This window comes from Sodalis sp. RH15 (assembly GCF_047324255.1).
In the GTDB taxonomy this organism is placed as follows: Bacteria; Pseudomonadota; Gammaproteobacteria; order Enterobacterales; family Enterobacteriaceae; genus Acerihabitans; species Acerihabitans ligni.
The window spans coordinates 3,215,263-3,234,594 of sequence record NZ_CP178738.1 but is presented as its reverse complement, the minus strand read 5'-3'; the positions used below and the strand labels follow the sequence as shown (position 1 = coordinate 3,234,594).

Annotated in this window: 19 protein-coding genes and 1 other annotated feature; of the genes, 8 read left to right on the top strand and 11 right to left on the bottom strand. The window is 51.9% G+C overall.

The annotated features are described in order from the left end of the window. Positions 1 to 218 precede the first annotated feature (218 nt). The 9 genes from ihfA to ACL2XO_RS14745 all read right to left on the bottom strand — a co-directional run bounded on the left by ihfA (position 219) and on the right by ACL2XO_RS14745 (position 8,070). Positions 219 to 515, bottom strand: a complete 297-nt coding sequence (ihfA, locus tag ACL2XO_RS14785) for an integration host factor subunit alpha (protein WP_011411244.1) — start codon at positions 513 to 515, stop codon at positions 219 to 221. A gap of 4 nt (positions 516 to 519) precedes the next feature. Continuing rightward, on the bottom strand, positions 520 to 2,907 hold the full coding sequence (gene pheT / locus ACL2XO_RS14780; RefSeq protein ID WP_413740947.1) for a phenylalanine--tRNA ligase subunit beta: 2,388 nt from the start codon (positions 2,905 to 2,907) through the stop codon (positions 520 to 522). 15 nt (positions 2,908 to 2,922) lie between these two features. Next, positions 2,923 to 3,906, bottom strand: coding sequence for a phenylalanine--tRNA ligase subunit alpha (gene pheS, locus ACL2XO_RS14775; protein WP_132921623.1), 984 nt, complete (start codon positions 3,904 to 3,906; stop codon positions 2,923 to 2,925). A 94-nt stretch (positions 3,907 to 4,000) separates the two neighbouring features. Continuing rightward, positions 4,001 to 4,124, bottom strand: a sequence feature (Phe leader region). Beyond that, a complete protein-coding gene (pheM, locus tag ACL2XO_RS14770) occupies positions 4,075 to 4,119 on the bottom strand; it encodes a pheST operon leader peptide PheM (protein ID WP_106120997.1) in 45 nt (14 codons plus the stop codon). Its footprint overlaps the feature before it by 45 nt. A gap of 107 nt (positions 4,125 to 4,231) precedes the next feature. Next, complete coding sequence (gene rplT / locus ACL2XO_RS14765) at positions 4,232 to 4,588, bottom strand: 50S ribosomal protein L20 (RefSeq protein WP_132921625.1); 357 nt, start codon at positions 4,586 to 4,588, stop codon at positions 4,232 to 4,234. A gap of 42 nt (positions 4,589 to 4,630) precedes the next feature. Next, a complete protein-coding gene (gene rpmI, locus ACL2XO_RS14760) occupies positions 4,631 to 4,828 on the bottom strand; it encodes a 50S ribosomal protein L35 (RefSeq protein ID WP_132921626.1) in 198 nt (65 codons plus the stop codon). A gap of 97 nt (positions 4,829 to 4,925) precedes the next feature. Further along, complete coding sequence (infC, locus tag ACL2XO_RS14755) at positions 4,926 to 5,468, bottom strand: translation initiation factor IF-3 (RefSeq protein WP_132921627.1); 543 nt, start codon at positions 5,466 to 5,468, stop codon at positions 4,926 to 4,928. A 3-nt stretch (positions 5,469 to 5,471) separates the two neighbouring features. Further along, on the bottom strand, positions 5,472 to 7,400 hold the full coding sequence (gene thrS / locus ACL2XO_RS14750; RefSeq protein WP_203521458.1) for a threonine--tRNA ligase: 1,929 nt from the start codon (positions 7,398 to 7,400) through the stop codon (positions 5,472 to 5,474). 496 nt (positions 7,401 to 7,896) lie between these two features. Then, positions 7,897 to 8,070, bottom strand: coding sequence for a YnfU family zinc-binding protein (locus ACL2XO_RS14745; RefSeq protein ID WP_413743064.1), 174 nt, complete (start codon positions 8,068 to 8,070; stop codon positions 7,897 to 7,899). 341 nt (positions 8,071 to 8,411) lie between these two features. Here ACL2XO_RS14745 and ACL2XO_RS14740 point away from each other — a divergent pair, with 341 nt between their 5' ends. From ACL2XO_RS14740 to ACL2XO_RS14730, 3 genes are all read left to right on the top strand, one after another. Continuing rightward, positions 8,412 to 9,344: a hypothetical protein gene (locus tag ACL2XO_RS14740; protein WP_413740946.1), complete on the top strand. Its 933-nt coding sequence runs from the start codon at positions 8,412 to 8,414 to the stop codon at positions 9,342 to 9,344. Positions 9,345 to 10,067: 723 nt separating this feature from the next. Next, positions 10,068 to 11,009: a 6-phosphofructokinase II gene (pfkB, locus tag ACL2XO_RS14735; RefSeq protein ID WP_132927743.1), complete on the top strand. Its 942-nt coding sequence runs from the start codon at positions 10,068 to 10,070 to the stop codon at positions 11,007 to 11,009. Positions 11,010 to 11,357: 348 nt separating this feature from the next. Next, positions 11,358 to 12,230, top strand: a complete 873-nt coding sequence (locus ACL2XO_RS14730) for a fructosamine kinase family protein (RefSeq protein WP_132921631.1) — start codon at positions 11,358 to 11,360, stop codon at positions 12,228 to 12,230. 46 nt (positions 12,231 to 12,276) lie between these two features. Here the strand turns inward: ACL2XO_RS14730 and ACL2XO_RS14725 are convergent, their stop codons facing one another. Then, entirely contained in the window at positions 12,277 to 12,822 is a 546-nt protein-coding gene (locus ACL2XO_RS14725; RefSeq protein ID WP_132921632.1) for a YniB family protein, read from the bottom strand. Between the two features lie 169 nt (positions 12,823 to 12,991). Here ACL2XO_RS14725 and hxpB point away from each other — a divergent pair, with 169 nt between their 5' ends. Beyond that, complete coding sequence (gene hxpB / locus ACL2XO_RS14720) at positions 12,992 to 13,657, top strand: hexitol phosphatase HxpB (protein ID WP_413724435.1); 666 nt, start codon at positions 12,992 to 12,994, stop codon at positions 13,655 to 13,657. Positions 13,658 to 13,680: 23 nt separating this feature from the next. Here the strand turns inward: hxpB and ACL2XO_RS14715 are convergent, their stop codons facing one another. Beyond that, entirely contained in the window at positions 13,681 to 14,016 is a 336-nt protein-coding gene (locus tag ACL2XO_RS14715) for a cupin domain-containing protein (protein ID WP_132921634.1), read from the bottom strand. A gap of 238 nt (positions 14,017 to 14,254) precedes the next feature. Between ACL2XO_RS14715 and kduI the strand changes: the two genes are divergently transcribed. The 4 genes from kduI to katE all read left to right on the top strand — a co-directional run bounded on the left by kduI (position 14,255) and on the right by katE (position 19,266). Next, positions 14,255 to 15,091 carry a 5-dehydro-4-deoxy-D-glucuronate isomerase gene (gene kduI, locus ACL2XO_RS14710; protein ID WP_132921635.1) on the top strand — a complete coding sequence of 279 codons (837 nt, stop codon included), beginning with the start codon at positions 14,255 to 14,257 and terminating at the stop codon, positions 15,089 to 15,091. A gap of 84 nt (positions 15,092 to 15,175) precedes the next feature. Continuing rightward, the gene (gene kduD, locus ACL2XO_RS14705; protein WP_132921636.1) at positions 15,176 to 15,937 is read left to right on the top strand and encodes a 2-dehydro-3-deoxy-D-gluconate 5-dehydrogenase KduD; all 762 of its coding nucleotides are present in this window, start codon (positions 15,176 to 15,178) and stop codon (positions 15,935 to 15,937) included. Between the two features lie 278 nt (positions 15,938 to 16,215). Next, complete coding sequence (locus tag ACL2XO_RS14700) at positions 16,216 to 16,797, top strand: metal-dependent hydrolase (protein ID WP_132921637.1); 582 nt, start codon at positions 16,216 to 16,218, stop codon at positions 16,795 to 16,797. A 192-nt stretch (positions 16,798 to 16,989) separates the two neighbouring features. Continuing rightward, positions 16,990 to 19,266, top strand: coding sequence for a catalase HPII (gene katE / locus ACL2XO_RS14695; protein ID WP_413724433.1), 2,277 nt, complete (start codon positions 16,990 to 16,992; stop codon positions 19,264 to 19,266). The last annotated feature ends 66 nt before the right edge of the window (positions 19,267 to 19,332 follow it).

Sequence of the window (19,332 nt, the reverse complement as noted above, 5' to 3'; positions counted from 1 at the left end):
CTGTTTGGCAGCCATCTCGTGCTGTCGTTATATCAGCCGGCAAAATGCGCCACTATCAGATAAAGATGGTTTACGGTTTCCGAGGGGAAACTTAATGGAATCTTTACATTTATGACGACAGAAAGCCCTAAGGGCCAAAAAGTTAATCCGCGGGAAAAAAACCCGGCGTGGTCTTATTAAAAAAAAGGCCGCATTACGCGGCCTTTAGCGGAAATACGTCACTCTTTAGGTGAAGCATTCTCAACGCGGCTTTTTAACTTCTGTCCCGGACGAAAAGTCACTACCCGGCGGGCGGTGATGGGAATGTCTTCGCCAGTCTTGGGGTTACGGCCCGGACGTTGATTTTTGTCGCGCAAGTCAAAATTACCAAATCCCGATAATTTCACCTGCTCGCCATTTTCCAGCGCACGCCGGACTTCCTCAAAAAATAGTTCCACTATCTCTTTGGCATCCCGTTTGCTCAGCCCAAGCTTTTCAAACAGGTATTCTGACATTTCAGCTTTAGTAAGCGCCATAGGTTCAATCCCTCAAGGATGCTTGGAATCGCTGTTTTAGTGCCGCCACACATCTGGCAACGGTGGCGGCAATAGCCTCTTCTTCCAGTGTACGAGCGGTATCCTGTAATATCAGGCTGATAGCCAGACTCTTAAATCCTTCCGCTACGCCCTTCCCCCGGTACACATCAAACAAGTTTACGCCAACTACCTGATTTGCGCCAACTTTCTTACACTCTGCCATAATTTCTGCTGCTGGGACGTCTTCCGCGACGACTATTGCGATATCGCGACGGTTCGCCGGGAAGCGGGAAATGTCACTGGCTTCAGGCACTTTACGCGTGGCAACCTTATCCCAGAGTAGTTCAAAGACAACGGTTCGGCCATTTAAATCCAGCTTAGATTCCAATTCTGGGTGGATAACGCCAATAAATCCAATGTGTTCCCCTGCCAGATACAATGCCGCACTCTGTCCTGGGTGTAAAGCCGGATTCTGTTCGCTGCGAAATTCAATATCGGCAAGTTTACCGGTAAGTTCAAGTATTGATTCAAGATCGCCCTTTAAATCATAGAAGTCCACCGGCTGACGCGCCAGATCCCAATGTTCATCATAACGTGAGCCGGTAATGACTCCCGCCAGCATAAGATCCTGCCTAATGCCAAGGTCCGCTTCATTATCAGGAACAAAGCGCAAACCGCTTTCGAATAAACGTATACGATTTTGCTGACGGTTCTGATTGTAAATTACCGCACCCAATAATCCGCTCCACAGCGATAAACGCATGGCGGACATTTCCGTTGAAATGGGGCTGGGCAGCGTCAGCGCCGTCTGGCCGGGATGGAGCAGACTTTGAATCGCCGGATCGACAAAACTGTAGGTTATGGCTTCCTGGTAACCCAGATCCACCAGCATGGTTTTCACCCGGTTTAAAGGCAGCGCCGCTTCACGATGACGGGTCATTTGCAGATTCGCGCGAATCGGAACATTGGGAATAGTGTTATAGCCGAACAGCCTGGCCACTTCTTCCACCAGGTCCTCTTCGATGCTCATATCGAAACGCCAACTGGGGGCAACCGCCTGCCACTGCCCCTTGCCGACCCTAACCTCGCAGCCAAGGCGGGTAAGTATATCCGTCACATCCTCATCCGGCACGCCATGGCCTATCAGGCGATCCAGTTTTTCACGCCGCAGGGTAATGGCGGCGCATTGAGGTAAAGCGGCGGAATCGGTAACATCAATCACCGGCCCGGGCTGGCCGCCGCAGATAGCCAGCAGCAAACCGGTGGCGCGCTCCATGGCGCGGTATTGCAAGGCCGGATCGACACCGCGTTCATAACGGTGCGAGGCATCGGTATGCAAACCGTAGCGACGGGCACGCCCGGTGATGGACAACGGATTAAAAAATGCGCATTCCAGCACCACATCCCGGGTGGCGCTATTGATGCCGGAATATTTACCGCCGAAAATGCCGCCCATCGCCAGAACTTTTTGGCGATCGGCTATCACCAGCGTATCCGGATTCAAGGCCGCTTCGGTACCGTCAAGCAGCGTCAGGGATTCACCTTCACGGGCCAGGCGTACCACAATCCCGCCTTCAATGCTCTGCCGGTCAAAGGCGTGCATCGGCTGGCCCAGTTCCAGCAGGACATAGTTGGTGACGTCCACCACCGCATCCACCGAACGCAGACCGCAGCGGCGTAATTTTTCCTTCATCCACAGCGGGGTCGGCGCCGTGACGTCGATATCCTTTACAACCCGTCCCAGATAGCGGGGACAGGCCTGCGGCGCTTCCACACGGATGTCGATGACGTCCGCCGCCACCGGAGCCACGGGGTCGATTGCCGGCTGATTCAGCGTCAGGCGATTCACCGCCGCCACGTCACGGGCAATACCCAGCAGGCCCAGACAGTCGGCCCGGTTCGGCGTAACGCTGATATCGATGATAGTATCGTCAAGCTTGAGATAATCGCGAATGTCGGTCCCTACCGCGGCGTCAGCGGGCAGTTCGATGATTCCGCTGTGATCCTCCGACATGCCCAGTTCACGGAACGAACACAGCATGCCTTCGGAAGGTTCGCCGCGCAGCTTGGCGGCCTTTATTTTGAAATCCCCCGGCAGCACGGCGCCGATGGTGGCCACCGCCACCGTAAGGCCTTCGCGGCAATTGGGCGCGCCGCACACAATATCCAGCGGCGCATCACCACCCACGTCCACCTTAGTGACCCGCAGTTTGTCGGCGTTGGGGTGCTGCTGACAGGCAATGACCCGTCCCACCACCACGCCGGAAAATTCGCCGGACACCTTCTCCACGCCGTCCACTTCCAGTCCGGCCATAGTGATTTGTTCCGCCAGCGCGTCACTGCTGATTGCGGGATTCACCCATTCACGCAGCCAAAGTTCACTGAATTTCATGTGTTCATCCCGCCTTTATTTGAATTGTTTAAGAAAACGCAGATCATTTTCGAAGAATGCCCGTAAATCCGTGACACCGTAACGAAGCATCGTCAGCCGCTCCATGCCCATGCCAAACGCAAAGCCGGAGTAAACCTCCGGGTCGATGCCGACATTGCGCAACACATTCGGATGGACCATGCCACAGCCCAGTACTTCCAGCCATTTACCGTTTTTACCCATCACGTCAACTTCCGCCGACGGCTCGGTAAAGGGAAAATAGGAGGGACGGAATCGCACCTGCAAATCCTCTTCAAAGAAGTTGCGCAGGAAGTCATGCAGAGTGCCCTTCAGGTTGGTGAAGCTGATATTGGTGTCGATAATCAGCCCCTCCATCTGATGAAACATCGGCGTATGGGTCTGATCGTAGTCATTACGATAGACCCGGCCCGGTGCGATAATGCGGATTGGCGGCTGCTGGTTTTTCATGGTGCGGATTTGCACCCCCGACGTCTGGGTGCGTAGCAGCCGGGTGGCATCAAACCAGAAGGTATCATGATCCGCGCGAGCCGGATGATGGGCGGGAATATTCAATGCATCGAAGTTATGATAATCGTCTTCGATTTCCGGCCCGGTGGCCACGGAAAAGCCCAACTCGCCAAAAAAGGTTTCAATGCGCGAAATCGTCCGCGTTACCGGATGAAGGCCGCCGTTTTCCTTGCGCCGGCCGGGAAGAGACACGTCCAGCGTCTCTTCCGCCAGCCGCGCGTTGAGCGCCGAGGAATCCAGATACTCTTTGCGCTCGTTCAGCGCCTGCTGCACCGCAAGCTTCGCCTGGTTAATCACCGCTCCCGCGGCGGGACGCTCCTCTGCCGGCAAATCGCGAAGGGTTGTCATCTGCTGGGTAAAATGACCTTTTTTGCCGAGATATTCGACGCGCACGCTATCCAGCGCGCCTATATCCTGAGCTTTTTCTATGGCTGCTTTGGCTTGCACAACCAAATCTGCGAGATGTGGCATTGCGTTCCTCTTTTTCCGGCCTCTATGGCTTAATCGTAAATGGACTGATTGATCTGTACTGCGACCCAGGCTGGTCATCCAGGCTGGCGACGAGCAAAAAAAAGCCTCCACACCGGGAGGCTTTAGCGCTATTTTTCGTTTCTTTCCTTACGCGCAAGCCCCCGTTATTCAGGCGCTAAAGTAAAAAAAGAAACGGAAAATAGCAGCATTCATGCTTGCATTACCTTGTGATTGATATTGTCTGAATGAATCAAATAACGATATAACAAACCCTATCGGCCAATAGTTTAAAAAAGAGGGGGACAAGCCCCCTCTTTCATAAAGTTTATGCCAGCGAACCTTTCGCTTTTTCCGCCAAGGCAGCGAAAGCCGCTTTGTCGAATACGGCGATGTCAGCCAGGATCTTACGGTCGATTTCAATAGAGGCTTTTTTCAGGCCATTAATGAAGCGGCTGTAAGATATGCCGTTCTGACGGGCCGCGGCGTTGATACGCGCGATCCACAGTTGACGGAACTGGCGTTTCTTCTGACGACGGTCACGATAAGCATATTGACCTGCTTTGATGACCGCCTGGAAGGCGACACGATAAACACGCGAACGGGCACCGTAGTAGCCTTTCGCTTTTTTCAAAATCTTTTTGTGACGTGCACGAGCTGTCACACCACGTTTTACGCGAGCCATATGCTCTCCTAAGTCTTATTCGAAAACCGTTGAAAGTGACGCTTATGCGTACGGCAAACACCTGATGACCAAACCCAGATCGCCTTTGGAGACCATGGATTTAGGACGCAGGTGGCGTTTACGCTTAGTGGCTTTTTTGGTCAGAATATGACGCAGGTTAGCATGCTTACGCTTAAAGCCGCCGGAGGCGGTTTTCTTGAAGCGCTTGGCAGCACCGCGCACTGTCTTGATTTTTGGCATGAATATATTCTCTACTGCGCATTGTTGATAATATGAACCAATGAGGCGAAGACAACGTGCCGATAAACCGCACGACACGCCGTCTTACTTGCAGGCCTTATTGTTTCTTCTTCGGTGCGAGCACCATAATCATCTGGCGTCCTTCGATTTTACTCGGGAAGGATTCAACTACCGCCAGTTCTGTCAAATCGTCGCGAACGCGGTTAAGCACTTCGATACCGATTTGCTGGTGCGCCATTTCACGTCCGCGAAAACGCAGGGTGATTTTGGCTTTATCGCCGTCTTCCAGAAAACGAATCAGGTTGCGTAGTTTTACCTGATAGTCGCCTTCATCCGTACCAGGCCGGAACTTGATTTCCTTAACCTGAATAACTTTTTGTTTCTTTTTCTGCTCTTTGGTGGACTTGCTCTTCTCATAGAGGAACTTGCCGTAATCCATAATTCGGCAAACCGGCGGCTCGGCGTTGGGACTGATTTCAACTAAATCTACGCCCGCTTCCTCGGCTTTTTCAAGCGCTTCATTGAGGCTGACTATACCAATTTGCTCGCCATCGATACCCGTCAGACGAACCTCTGCGGCGCGGATTTCTCGGTTAATGCGATTAGGACGCGCCGGTTGAACTCGTTTTCCGCCTTTAATACTTTATTCCTCCAGTTGATGAAGATTACGGCTGCGTATCTCTTGCTGCAGCTTTTCGATAATCTCGGTAACGTCGATACTGCCCAGGTCTGTACCACGGCGTGTACGCACGGCAACCTTGCCCGCTTCCACTTCTTTATCTCCGCAGACCAGCATATAGGGCACCCGACGCAAAGTATGTTCGCGGATTTTAAAGCCTATTTTCTCATTTCTCAAGTCTGCTTTTACACGAATGCCGGCTGCGGACAATCTTTCTGTCACTTTTGCGACGTATTCCGATTGATTATCAGTGATATTCATCACCACAACTTGTGTCGGCGCCAGCCAGGTCGGGTAAAAACCAGCGTACTCTTCCGTCAGTATGCCGATAAAACGTTCCATCGACCCCAGGATGGCACGGTGTATCATTACCGGCACCAGGCGCTCGTTGTTTTCGCCAATATATGAAGCGTTTAAACGACCGGGTAATGAAAAGTCCAACTGTACCGTGCCGCATTGCCACATGCGATCCAGGCAATCCAGAAGAGTGAATTCGATTTTAGGACCATAAAATGCGCCTTCGCCCGGCTGAAATTCGAATGCGATGCCGTTTTCGGTTAAAGCGGCCGCCAGGTCTTTCTCCGACCTGTCCCACACCTCATCGCTACCGATGCGTTTCTCGGGACGGGTAGAAAGTTTAACCAGAATATTTTCGAAGCCAAACGTGCTGTAAATATCATACACCATTTTGATGCAATTGTTTACTTCATCCCGCACCTGCTCTTCGGTACAGAAAATATGGGCATCATCCTGGGTAAATCCGCGCACGCGCATTAAACCGTGCAACGATCCGGAAGGTTCATTACGATGGCAACTGCCGAACTCAGCCATGCGCAGCGGCAGATCGCGGTAGGATTTCAATCCCTGGTTGAATATCTGCACGTGGCCGGGACAATTCATCGGTTTGATGCAATATTCACGGTTTTCCGATGACGTGGTGAACATATGCTCGGCATAGTTTTCCCAGTGACCGGTTTTTTCCCACAGGACGCGGTCCATCATAAATGGCCCTTTCACTTCCTGATATTTGTATTCCCGCAGCTTGGTGCGCACGAAGGCTTCCAGCTCGCGGAAGATAATCCAGCCGTCATTGTGCCAGAACACCATGCCGGGGGCTTCTTCCTGCATATGGTAAAGATCAAGCTGCTTGCCGATTTTACGGTGATCGCGCTTGGCGGCCTCTTCCAGATGCTGCAAGTAAGTGCTGAGCTGCTTTTTATCGCCCCAGGCGGTGCCGTAGATGCGCTGCAGCATCTTGTTGTTGCTATCACCGCGCCAGTAAGCGCCGGAGGTCTTTTGCAGCTTGAAATAATGGCAGAAACGCATATTCGGCACATGCGGCCCGCGGCACATATCGACATACTCTTCATGGTGATACAAGCCGGGACGATCGTCATGGCTGATATTCTCGTCCAGTATCGCCACCTTATACTGTTCGCCGCGGGCGACAAACACATCCCGGGCCTGTTGCCAGCTCACTTTTTCCTTGATGACGTCGTAATCCTTATCGGCCAGCTCGTGCATGCGCTTTTCCAGCAGGTCGATATCTTCCTGGGTCAGCGTTCGATCCAGATCGACGTCGTAATAAAAGCCTTTATCGATTACCGGGCCGATAGCCATTTTGGTATCGGGCCACAGCTGTTTAATGGCATGCCCCAGTAAATGCGCGCAGGAGTGGCGGATGATTTCCAATCCGGCCTCATCTTTGGCGGTAATGATGGCAAGCTGGGCATCTTCGGTAATCATATCGACGGCATCCGTCAATTCACCGTTCACCCGTCCGGCGATGCAGGCTTTCGCCAGGCCGGGACCGATGTCGCGGGCTACATCAAGGGGGGATACGGGGTGGTCGTACTGACGCTGGCTTCCGTCGGGAAGGGTAATCACTGGCATGGTCGTTTCCTTAATTTGCAGTGGTGATCCACACGCAAGATCACATACAATTAAATTTACTTTGGTTTTTTAATAGATTGAATAACCATTTAACCGACAATCGTTAAATTGGTACACAAGTCGATACACAAATGGCAAAGTCATCATTTTGGCTGTGCGATTTGAACGAGCATATTAACATTTCTTGTGGCATATCAAAGCTGATTTATCATAACCTCCCCACATAGGCGGACGATGCTCAAACTCGCCGGTTCTCTTGTCGTTAAGCACCTAAGTCATAACGCCCAGCAGAACGGGCCCTGGGTATCTTCGCTGTCCTGTAACGGGGGCAATTTTCCATGGCGGGCGCATTTGTACCTCCGCAGTCGGCGGAATCTTGTTGAAGTTTTGTCTAGTGGCCGTAGGCCGCATCTTGTTTACAAGGAAGTCGATTTATAGTCTTGGTGGTAATAGAAGTGTTCCAAGGCCGCGGGTGATACCTTGGAAAAGAGATAAGTTATTTTTTGAAATGTGTTGTAGGTAATGATGATGCTTTGCAATGAGGGCAAATTATAACCCGCCCTTCTCTAATATCTCGTAAATTCTGTTTTGAGGTCATCTTACAATCAGGACATTGATAATCCATTTGTATTGCATTGATTCTATTCAACAAATCAGAAAGATAAGACATAAAAAGACGGCCGAATAAAAACAGATGGTTTATTTTATCATAAGCCTGGCTAACGTTTAAATATGCTACATAAGAAGCAGTTACGCATTTTTTATCAAAATTGTAAAAAATAGTGTCAAAATTATAATCGCTCATGATTTTTAAACATCAAAGTCCGCCCCGTATCGGGTTCATACAGCCACCAGCATAAAGGATGAGCTCCCTGCCACGGTCGGCCCGCCAAGCAATGGCTTGATGAGTGCCCCATGGCAGCGGTGACGTGCCCGGCGATAAAATCTTTTTAAAGACGTTGCCGGCCGATATTGTATTTATAATTTTTTCCCCAAAGAAAGATACCAATAATGAACGCAATAATATCAGCATTACCAGTAACCAATAATCACGAAAATAATATTCAGCAATCATCAATTTCCTCAGGCACGCGGCAGAACCGCATCGGGGGTGTTATCGCGGTTAAAAACAGTCCTGAAGCTATTTTCCATCGCATACCGGCTATCACCGAGGCCATAGCCTCATACCTGAAAGAGCCTGATTATTCCAATTTTGTCGCCGCGGTAAAGGGAACATCCCTACGTCCGCTAAAGGAAATTTATCGGGTACACCAGCAAAAAAATCTTCCTCTCGACGCTTTGCGTCCCCATGAAAGGCAATTGCGCATAGCATTGCAGCTGCAACAAAAAGAACTGTCCGACAGCTTAAAAAAAACTGTTATCGTTGAATTAACACAAAGTGAACAAAAACCTTATGTCCCTTTTCCTCTGGGCACTATTGCGCTGGGTTGTCTCATTCGCCGACAGAATTCCCACGCCGGAATTGTTCATTATGTAGACTACTATGACGGCACCCCTCTTCCCCTTAACCTGGTGGGAAATGACCCGATAGCCACAGCGCTGCTTAAGTGGAAAAAGGAGGTAATGGCAAAAAACGATGCACTAAAGCGACTATTTGTCGGCGGAAGCAGTGTTATGTTAACTCCCTTTCAAGAGGATGCTTCCCTTCTCTCCATACCTATATATAAAACCGAGCTGAATCATGAAAATTTTGCTATTTTACTTAAAGTGGCCGATGAGCAGGCCGCTAATGCGCCATTGCTGGAAAAATATGGATTAATATTTTTGATGATGCGATTTGCCGTCTGTCTCAAGAAAAACAACCTCGCCGGACTCAGCGGATTTGAGATAAACGAAGCGTTATTTCGCTATTCACGGCTACTTGAAACAGGCAGGGATATTCTTGGGGTACTGCCGGGAAAGATCCTCTACCAAAGGCCGTGAGGATATCAAAGTAAGAGATGTTAATGAGACGCCCAGGACTGTAGCGATTTCACAAAAAGGATTAACATCCTTTTAATTCATGCTCAACAGCTCTTTATCATGTCAGCAGTGGTGTCAAGTGAAATATAATCGATTGCACCATAATGCAGCAAACCCGCCGTAGCGGGTTTGCGAGAATCAGCTGGGTCATTATGGGGTTTTTTACACCAACGCAGTAACGACAGCGATCCAAAACGCCATACATATCAATACTATGCTTGGCAGCGTTAAACGATAGAAATAATCCATAACAACCTCACATTTACCTGACATCTTTTAAGAAAAATCCTACACCTTTCTCGGTGCAAAAAATAGGAGCGGGATCATTTTTTAGACCCTTTTTTTCATAAAATGCATGTGCTGGATCACATCCCATCTAGGATTTACCGCAGCAAACAGCCTTGTATGGCGCTTATCTTTCCATTTCACATGGGCGGGGTGGTTTTGAATAACACGCCAGTCAATCCCACCAGCACTGCCAGCAAAAGTAGACTAATCCACTTCCAACGTTGTTCACTTTTTGCACTCATGGTATCCCCCGTTTTGTTGTATACGGATATATCGGACGCCGCTTAAAAATCTTTAGCCTTTATTTTTAAAAAAGAGCAAAACCCTTTTTACCCTAACGAGACGGTCTGCAAAGAGTGCTATGCTGGCGGTTACATTGGTTGCAAGGAGAGAATGATGATACCGATAACGACCCTGACCCTGGCGCCGTCCCTGGACAGCGCCACGACCACCGATCGGCTTTACGCCGAAGGCAAGCTGCGCTGCACCGCCCCGCTGTTTGAACCGGGCGGCGGCGGCATCAATGTGGCGCGGGCGATTGTGCATTTAGGGGGGGACGCCACCGCGCTGTTTCCTATTGGCGGCCCTACAGGCCGCCATCTGACCGAACTGCTCAGGGCGGAAGGAATAACCACCGATGCCATCGAAACCAAGGACTGGACCCGGCAGAATCTCCATGTACACGTAGAAAGCACCGGCGAGCAGTATCGTTTCGTTATGCCCGGAGCGCATCTGACCGGCGAAGAATTTGCTCTGTTTGAACAGCGGCTGCCCGGCCTCCCTAAAAATTCCCTGTTTGTTATCAGCGGTAGCCTGCCGCCGGGCATTAGCGTGGAGAATCTGCAGCATTTGCTGCAAGAGGCCCAGCGCTGTGGTTTACGCTGCGTTGTGGACAGTTCGGGTCCGGCGCTGAAAGCATGTCTGGATATCGGCAATCTGGCGCTGGTCAAACCTAACCAAAAAGAGCTGGCGGAACTGGTGAAACGTAATCTGGACGATCCCGATGCGGTAAGGCAAGCGGCCCTGGAAATTATTGCCCAGGGCAAAACCGAGCGCGTGGTGGTATCCCTCGGTCCTCAGGGGGCATTGGCGGCGGATAAGGATCGGGTATTCCAGGTCGTGCCGCCACCGGTTAAAAAGATGAGCACCGTGGGCGCCGGGGACAGTATGGTGGGCGCAATGACGCTGAAGCTGGCCGAGGGCGCGGATTTGCTGGATATGGCGCGATACGGTGTGGCGGCGGGCAGCGCGGCCACCCTGCACAAAGGCACCCGGTTATGCGCCTTGGAAGACACGCGGCGTATTTACGATTATCTGTGCCAAGATCTTACCGCCTGAGCAGAGACAAACGGAGGAGAGGCCGGGGATTGGCCATATTCACTTTAGCCGGCCTTCTCGGTCAAAAAACGAACAAAGCCCTTTAATAAAGTATTGACATTGTGGGGCTTAGCCTCAACACTCATTTCTAGCGCCACCAGTGAGAATCCCTTACGCGGAGTACATTGGGTTTCCCTGGCGCGCCCTTCTCTTTTGAACCCGGTTCGAGCTGGTATTAACGGCCGAGGCGTTACCGGTTTTGTTCAATCGGCTATCGCCGCCCCTTTATTGGCGGGTGGGCCGATCCGACCATGGTCAGTAAAGCGATTCGGACATTAATCGGTAAGGCAACCTTAGGGGGAAACGACGATGTGGCACGCCATTGACAATATGCTGGCCGAGACTTTTACCCGTGATGAAATACGTGAGCGCCGCGAATTACCGGGGGGAGAATTACATCGCGCCTGGTATCTCCGCTACGGCTCCGCGGAAATTTTCGTAAAAAGCGATAGCCGCGAGCTTTTGCAAAAATTCACTAACGAGGCCGATCAACTGGATATGCTCGGGCGCAGTAAAACCGTGCGCGTACCGAAAGTCTATGGCGTCGGCAGCGAACGGGACAGCAGTTTTCTGGTCATGGAATATATTCCGGAACGTCCTTTTGACGCCCATGGGGCTTATTGCCTGGGGCAACAATTGGCGCGCTTGCATCAATGGAGCGAGCAGCCGCAGTTCGGCCTGGATTTTGATAACGATCTTTCCACCCTCACCCAGCCCAATGCCTGGCAGCGGCGCTGGTCGACATTTTTCGCGGAACAGCGTATCGGCTGGCAGTTACAACTGGCGGCGGAAAAGGGACTGGTTTATGGCGATATCGACGGGATAATTACCCGAATAGAGGAGATGCTTCATGAGCATCAACCGCAACCCTCTCTTCTGCACGGTGATTTGTGGCCTGACAACTGCGCCAATAGCGCCGGCGGCAGTTTTTTATACGATCCGGCCTGTTATTGGGGCGATCGGGAATGTGATTTGTCGATGTTGCCTTTATATCCGGAGCTGCTGCCGCAAATTTATGACGGCTACCAAAGCGTCTGGCCGCTGGATAAAGGTTTTATCCGCCGGCAGCCTGTTTACCAGCTTTATTACTTGCTTAACCGCGCCAATCTGTTCGGCGACCAGCATATCAACCTGGCCGGTCAGGCGTTGGATCGGGTATTAAGCCAGAAACCGCAAGAGTAGCGAGAATGGCCCGGGGAATAATGTCCCCGGACAGCGTGGCGCCGTTTTACAGCATGCCGAGCAGTTTCAGAATGAAATAACCGGCTACCGCAATAATAATGGGCAGGATATAGAGGGGAAAAACCTGCAGCAGAATGGTATGGCGCGGCATGACAATTTTTTCCTCCAGTTGCGAACGGCTGTAGCCTTCGGTTCCCTTCGCGTGTTCCAGCACCATCTGATTTTCGATCCCTTCACGGATAAACCTGACCTGACGCGACATCCTGGCGCCTGAAGCCTGTAATGCCAGACCGACAAAGATCAGTAAATAAATAATCCAGAAACCAATATTGCCGACGAAATAACCATTCTCAAACGCCGGCTGCGGGGAGTTGAACCAAAACACATTCAGAAAAGAAGTGTTAAATCGCATCATATCGATGATAACGTGAAAAAAATCGGCCATTACCGCATTGATGCCTTTATTTTGCTCACTGTGCTGGTAAAGGAATTTCAGTAAAGAAATCAGTGTGGAAAGTAAAGCCGGTATAAATATTATCCATCCCGCTAACCGTTTTATTACGGCCAGGCGACCAGCTTGTTGATACGTCATGTGCTCCCCTTGTTAATCGACGCCAACCAGAACGCTTAAGTTTATCTATAATTTACCTTTTTTGCTGCGTTGTTTTTCATGAATCTGTTACAGCGGCTTGCCATCCCCTTATGCAAAGAAGAATGGTACTCTATTCCCCTCTTTTTTTCACCGAACAGGAGCATGTCGAATGCCCGCATCAATCCCGCAGGAAGCCCTTATTTTTGATATGGATGGCTTGATTATTGACTCAGAACCCCTATGGCACCAAGCGGAGCTGGATGTGTTCGCGGCGATGGGAGTGGATACCGCCAAAGGGGAAAATTTGCCGGATACCTTGGGATTGCGTATCGACCAGGTGGTGAAACTATGGTATCAGGTCAGCCCCTGGCAAGGCGTCACACTGGACGACGTCACCCTACGGATAATCCGGCGCGCCGTTACGCTGATAGAACAGCAGCGGCCGCTGCTGCCCGGCGTGCAATATGCGTTAGAAACCGCCCGTGACTGCGGGCTGAAGATCGCCCTGGCCTCGGCATCGCCGCTGTTTATGCTGGAAAACGTGCTTGAGATTTTCTCCTTGCGCCACTATTTTGCCGAAATTGCCTCAGCGGAACATCTTCCCTATAGCAAGCCGCACCCTGAAGTCTATCTCCAGGCGGCGGCCAAACTTGATGCGCTGCCGGAACGCTGTTCCACCCTGGAGGATTCGTTTAACGGCATGATTGCCACCAAGGCGGCGCGCATGCGTTCCATCGTGGTGCCCGACCCCGCTTACCGCGCCGACCCGCGCTGGGTAGTCGCCGATATCAAGCTAGACTCGCTGCTGAATCTGACCACTGAACATATTCTCTGAACCGCTACCGCCCGGGCGGGATATTATGATAGAAAATCGGCCCGTTTCGGTGTGAAGGTATCAATCAGGACGCTATTGTCTTCCAGGGCGACCACGCCGTGCATTTGGTGTTTCACCGCCCGATAGGCATCCCCGGCTTTCAGCAGCCGTTTTTCTCCTTCGATTTCCACCTCGAAACTGCCGGCGGCCACATAGGCAATCTGGTCGTGGATCTCATGGCGATGGGCAGTGCCCACTGCGCCCTTGGCAAAATGGACGCATACCATCATCAACTCATCGCTCCAGGTCATTACCTTGCGTTTAACGCCGTCGCCGACAACTTCCCAAGGGGTTTCATCATCAATAAAAAAGGTTTTCATACTGCTCCCGTTAGCCCATAGGCAACAAATCAAGAAAAATTACGGCCTTATAATACGATTGTAACGGATAGCGGCGGTAAGAAAACCTGAAAGCATCAAAATCATGACTTCTCTCAAAAAATAAATAAAACATTATTTCATTTTTATTGAATTCATATCCCTCTCGCTCTATGATTCCAGCATCAATAGAGAGAACACCCTCTTCCCGAACATGTTCTGATAGAGAGGCATTACCATTATGCAAGTCCGCCAAAGCATTCACAGTGACCACGCGAAGCAACTGGACACGGAAGGGCTGCGCAGCCAATTTCTGATTGAAAAGATTTTTGAAGCCGATGCGTACACCATGACCTATAGCCACATCGACCGCATCATTGTCGGCGGGATTAAACCGGTGGCGAAAACGGTGAGTATCGGCAGCGAAGTGGGTAAGCAATTGGGCGTGAGCTATTTCCTGGAACGCCGTGAATTGGGCGTTATCAATATCGGCGGCCCGGGGGTTATCGTGGTGGACGGCAAGACCTATGAAATCGGCCACCAGGAAGCGCTGTATGTCGGCATGGGCGCCAAGGACGTTCAGTTCTCAAGCGTGGACGCCGCAAAACCGGCTAAGTTCTACTATAACAGCGCCCCGGCGCATACCACATATCCGAGCCGGAAAATCACCCTGGCGGAGGCTTCGCCGCAAACCATCGGCGACAACGCCACCAGCAATCTGCGCACCATCAATAAATTTATTGTGCCCGATGTCTTGCCGACCTGCCAGTTGACCATGGGTCTGACCAAACTGGCGGAAGGCAATCTTTGGAATACCATGCCTTGCCATACTCATGAACGGCGTATGGAAGTTTACTTCTACTTCGATATGGATGAAGAAACCGCGGTATTCCATATGATGGGCCAGCCGCAGCAAACCCGCCATCTGTTGGTGCATAACGAGCAGGCGGTTATCTCGCCAAGCTGGTCTATTCATGCCGGCGTCGGCACCAAGAATTACACCTTTATCTGGGGTATGGTGGGAGAAAATCAGGTATTTGACGATATGGATCACGTCAAAGTCAGCGAAATTCGCTGAAGCCGCTCTTCGTGCCGGCCCGTTCCGGCGTTATTTACGATATGCATTGGCGTCTGGATTTGGCCGCCATCAATGAGGCAAGGTATGATTTTAGACACGTTTGATCTTAAAGGAAAAGTAGCGTTGATCACCGGCTGCGACACCGGTTTAGGCCAAGGTATGGCTATCGGTCTGGCTGAAGCGGGCTGCGATATCGTCGGCGTCAATATCGTCGATCCGGAAGAAACCATCGCCAAAGTGACCGCCTTAGGCCGTCGTTTTCTGAGCCTGACCGCCGATTTGATGAAAACCGACGGCATACCCGCTATTGTGGAAAAAGCGGTGGCGGAGTACGGTCATTTAGATATCCTGGTGAATAACGCCGGTATCATCCGCCGCGAAGACGCCATTGAATTCAGTGAAAAGAACTGGGACGATGTGATGAATATCAACATCAAAACCGTGTTCTTTATGTCCCAGGCCGTGGCCCGCCAGTTCATCAAGCAGGGTAAAGGCGGCAAAATCATCAATATCGCTTCCATGCTCTCCTTCCAGGGCGGTATTCGTGTTCCTTCCTATACCGCCTCGAAAAGCGCGGTAATGGGCGTTACCCGACTGCTGGCCAATGAATGGGCTAAGCATAATATCAATGTCAACGCACTGGCGCCGGGCTATATGGCCACCAACAATACCCAGCAACTGCGCGCCGATGAAGACCGCAGCAAAGAAATCCTGGAACGCATCCCCGCCGGCCGCTGGGGTTTGCCCGCCGACCTGAAGGGCCCGGCGGTATTCCTCGCCTCCTCCGCATCGGATTACATCAACGGCTACACCATCGCCGTGGACGGCGGTTGGTTGGCGCGTTAAGGATGCATCCCCGAAGCTAAATCGAGCGTGTTAAAGGAAGAGCGTGTTAAAGGGAGACCGTGCCAATGGGGTCGTAGCGGGCGTGGTTTTCCCGCCTGCCGAGCGCCCTATGGCGCGGTAGCCCGCTATCACCAGACGTGCAACTAACCTGTAAAGGGTGAGCGCCGGTCTCCCATAGACATAAATTGAGATGTAAAAGTTACAAGGTAACCCATTTCCGAACCGGACGGATTGCTTTATACTGGACAAATGACCAGCCATAAAGATTCCACATAGCCATGACCGCCGAGGGGCATCTCATATTTGCATTGGCCAGCACCATTTTAGCGAAAAAAATGGAGCTATCCCCTGCGCTTGCCCATGGCGACTGGTGGCATATCATCGCGGGCGGATTACTGACCTGTTTGCTGCCGGATATCGATCATCCCCAATCCTTCTTAGGTCAGCGGCTGAAATGGCTATCCCTGCCCATCGCCAGGGTGTTCGGCCATCGCGGCTTTACCCACAGTCTGCTGGCCATAATCGCCGGGATCCTACTGTTCACCCTCAAGCTCGCGCCGGATATGCTCATCCCCCTGGATGCTTTTCACGGCATGATTATCGGCTATCTCAGCCACATTGTCGCCGATATGCTGACCCCCGCCGGCGTGCCTTTATTATGGCCCTGCCGATGGCGTTTCCGTTTGCCTATTATCACCTCGCAAAAGGGCAATCAATGGGAACGGATATTATGCGCGGCGATATTAGTCTTTGCCGTACAGCACCCGCAAGGGATGCCCCTGAGCGGTAATATCCCGGTGCCCGATTCAGTCTACGTCCTCTGGCACAAAGTCCGCGGCACGTTATTTCCTCTTATTTAAATATTGTTATTGCAAGGACCGCTTGTCATGCCGGTGGGCCTATTTTGCGCCGACGATCATACCCTTGAGGAAAATAAGGCTTTAACGGCTGTCGGCATCGGAATCTGTTCTATAGTTGATCTACCGCCCCATATATATAAGCCACGGACGGCCATTATCTGTCATTTCAACTCGATAAGAGGAGCAATGTTAATGTCTAAACCCACAGATCCCTCCCATGACAAAATACCTCTTTCCCACCCCGCTCCCGCCCCCGGCGCCAGTTCGGCCCAACCGGGATTGGGACATCTGGCCCCCGACGATAACAGCCACTTGCCCAAGCCCGGCGTCTCGGAGCCGGGTAAACAGCCCACCGCCCCGGGATCGGTCAAGAGTCCGCAAAACGGCAATGCCAAACTCGACGCGCTGGAACCCTACCGCAAGTCAGGCAAAGACCAGCCGCTGACCACCAATCAGGGGCTTAAAATCGCCGACGATCAAAATTCACTGCGCGGGGCGACGCGCGGGCCGACATTATTGGAAGATTTTATCCTGCGGGAAAAGATTACCCATTTTGATCATGAACGTATTCCCGAACGCATCGTCCATGCCCGCGGTTCAGCCGCACACGGTGTTTTTGAGGTATACCGTTCCCTGAGCGATATCACCAAAGCGGCATTCTTACAGGATCCTTCGGTAAAAACGCCGGTGTATGTCCGGTTTTCCACTGTGCAGGGCTCGAGGGGATCGGCGGATACCGTACGGGATATCCGCGGCTTTGCCACTAAGTTTTATACCCAGGAAGGCAATTTCGATATCGTAGGCAACAATACCCCGATTTTCTTTATTCAGGATGCGCTGAAATTCCCCGATTTTGTCCATGCGGTAAAACCCGAGCCGCATAATGAAATACCACAGGGCGGCTCCGCTCATGATACCTTCTGGGATTATGTGTCGCTGCAGCCGGAAACCCTGCATAACGTGTTCTGGGCCATGTCTGATCGTGGTATCCCCCGCAGCTATCGCACCATGGAAGGATTCGGCATTCATACCTTCCGTCTGGTTAACGGCGAAGGCAAAGCGACCTTTGTGCGTTTCCATTGGAAACCGCTGGCCGGCAAAGCCTCGCTGGTATGGGATGAAGCGCAGAAACTGGCGGGTAAGGATGCTGATTTCCATCGACGCGATCTTTGGGAGGCCATTGAGGCCGGCGACTATCCGGAATATGAGCTGGGACTGCAGCTCATACCGGAAGAGGATGAGCATAAATTCGATTTTGATTTGCTCGATCCGACTAAACTTATCCCCGAGGCGCTGGTGCCGGTGGAAATCGTCGGCAAGATGACGCTCAATCGCAACCCGGATAACTTTTTCGCTGAAACCGAGCAGGTAGCTTTCCATCCGGGCCATATCGTTCCGGGGATCGACTTTACCAACGACCCGTTGCTGCAGGGCCGGTTATTCTCTTATACCGACACCCAGATCAGCCGTCTCGGCGGGCCGAATTTCCATGAAATTCCCATCAACCGGCCGGTATGTCCTTACCACAATTTCCAGCGCGACGGCATGCACCGGCAGGATATCGATACCAATCCCGCGGCCCACGAGCCCAATTCCATTAACGACAACTGGCCGCGCGAAACCGCACCGGCGGCGCAGAATGGCGGGTTTGAAACCTACCAGGAACGCATTGACGGCCATAAAATCCGAGAGCGCAGCGACTCTTTCCTTGAGTATTATTCCCACCCGCGTTTGTTTTGGCTCAGCCAGACCCCGGCGGAACAGCAGCATATCGTCGATGCCTTCAGTTTCGAACTGGGCAAAGTCGCACGGCCCTATATTCGTGAACGGGTCGTCGATCTGCTGACCCGGGTAGATGTGCAGCTCGCAAAGCGGGTAGCCGCCAAGCTCGGCTTAGCGCTCTCGGCGGACGCGTTAAAAACCGCCCCGCCCAAGCCGGTGAACGGTATTAGCCAGGATCCTACCCTTAGCCTGTATGCCAGCGGCAGCGGCAGCGTTAAGGGACGTCAGGTAGCGTTGCTGCTCAGCGACGGGGTAAATGCCGCCGATGTTCTGGATGCGCTGCAAGGGCTGAAAGCCGCGGGAGTCCATGCCAAACTGCTGGCCGCCCATGGGGGTAACGTCGTCGCCAATGATGGATCAACGCTGCCCGTGGATGCCACGTTCGAGGCATCTCCTTCCATAAGCGTCGACGGCGTCATCGTACCGGACGGCAATATGGACGCGTTGCTGCTGGATGGGGAAGCGAGTCATTATATCCTCGAATCCTACAAGCATCTGAAGGTTATCGCCTTAAGCGGCGATGCCAAGCGTTTTAAACAACAGCTTGGGCTGGCGGACGACAAAGCGGAAGAAGGCTTATGCGAAGGAACCGCCGCCCAGGGAGGCTTGATGCAGGATTTTATTGACCAGTTGAAATTGCATCGCGTCTGGTCCCGTATCGGCAAGATTGCCGGCGTACCCGCCTGATTGACTAGAAAAGAAATGGGCGATAAGTGAATATTTCACTTATCGCCCATCACTCACCCCAACAGC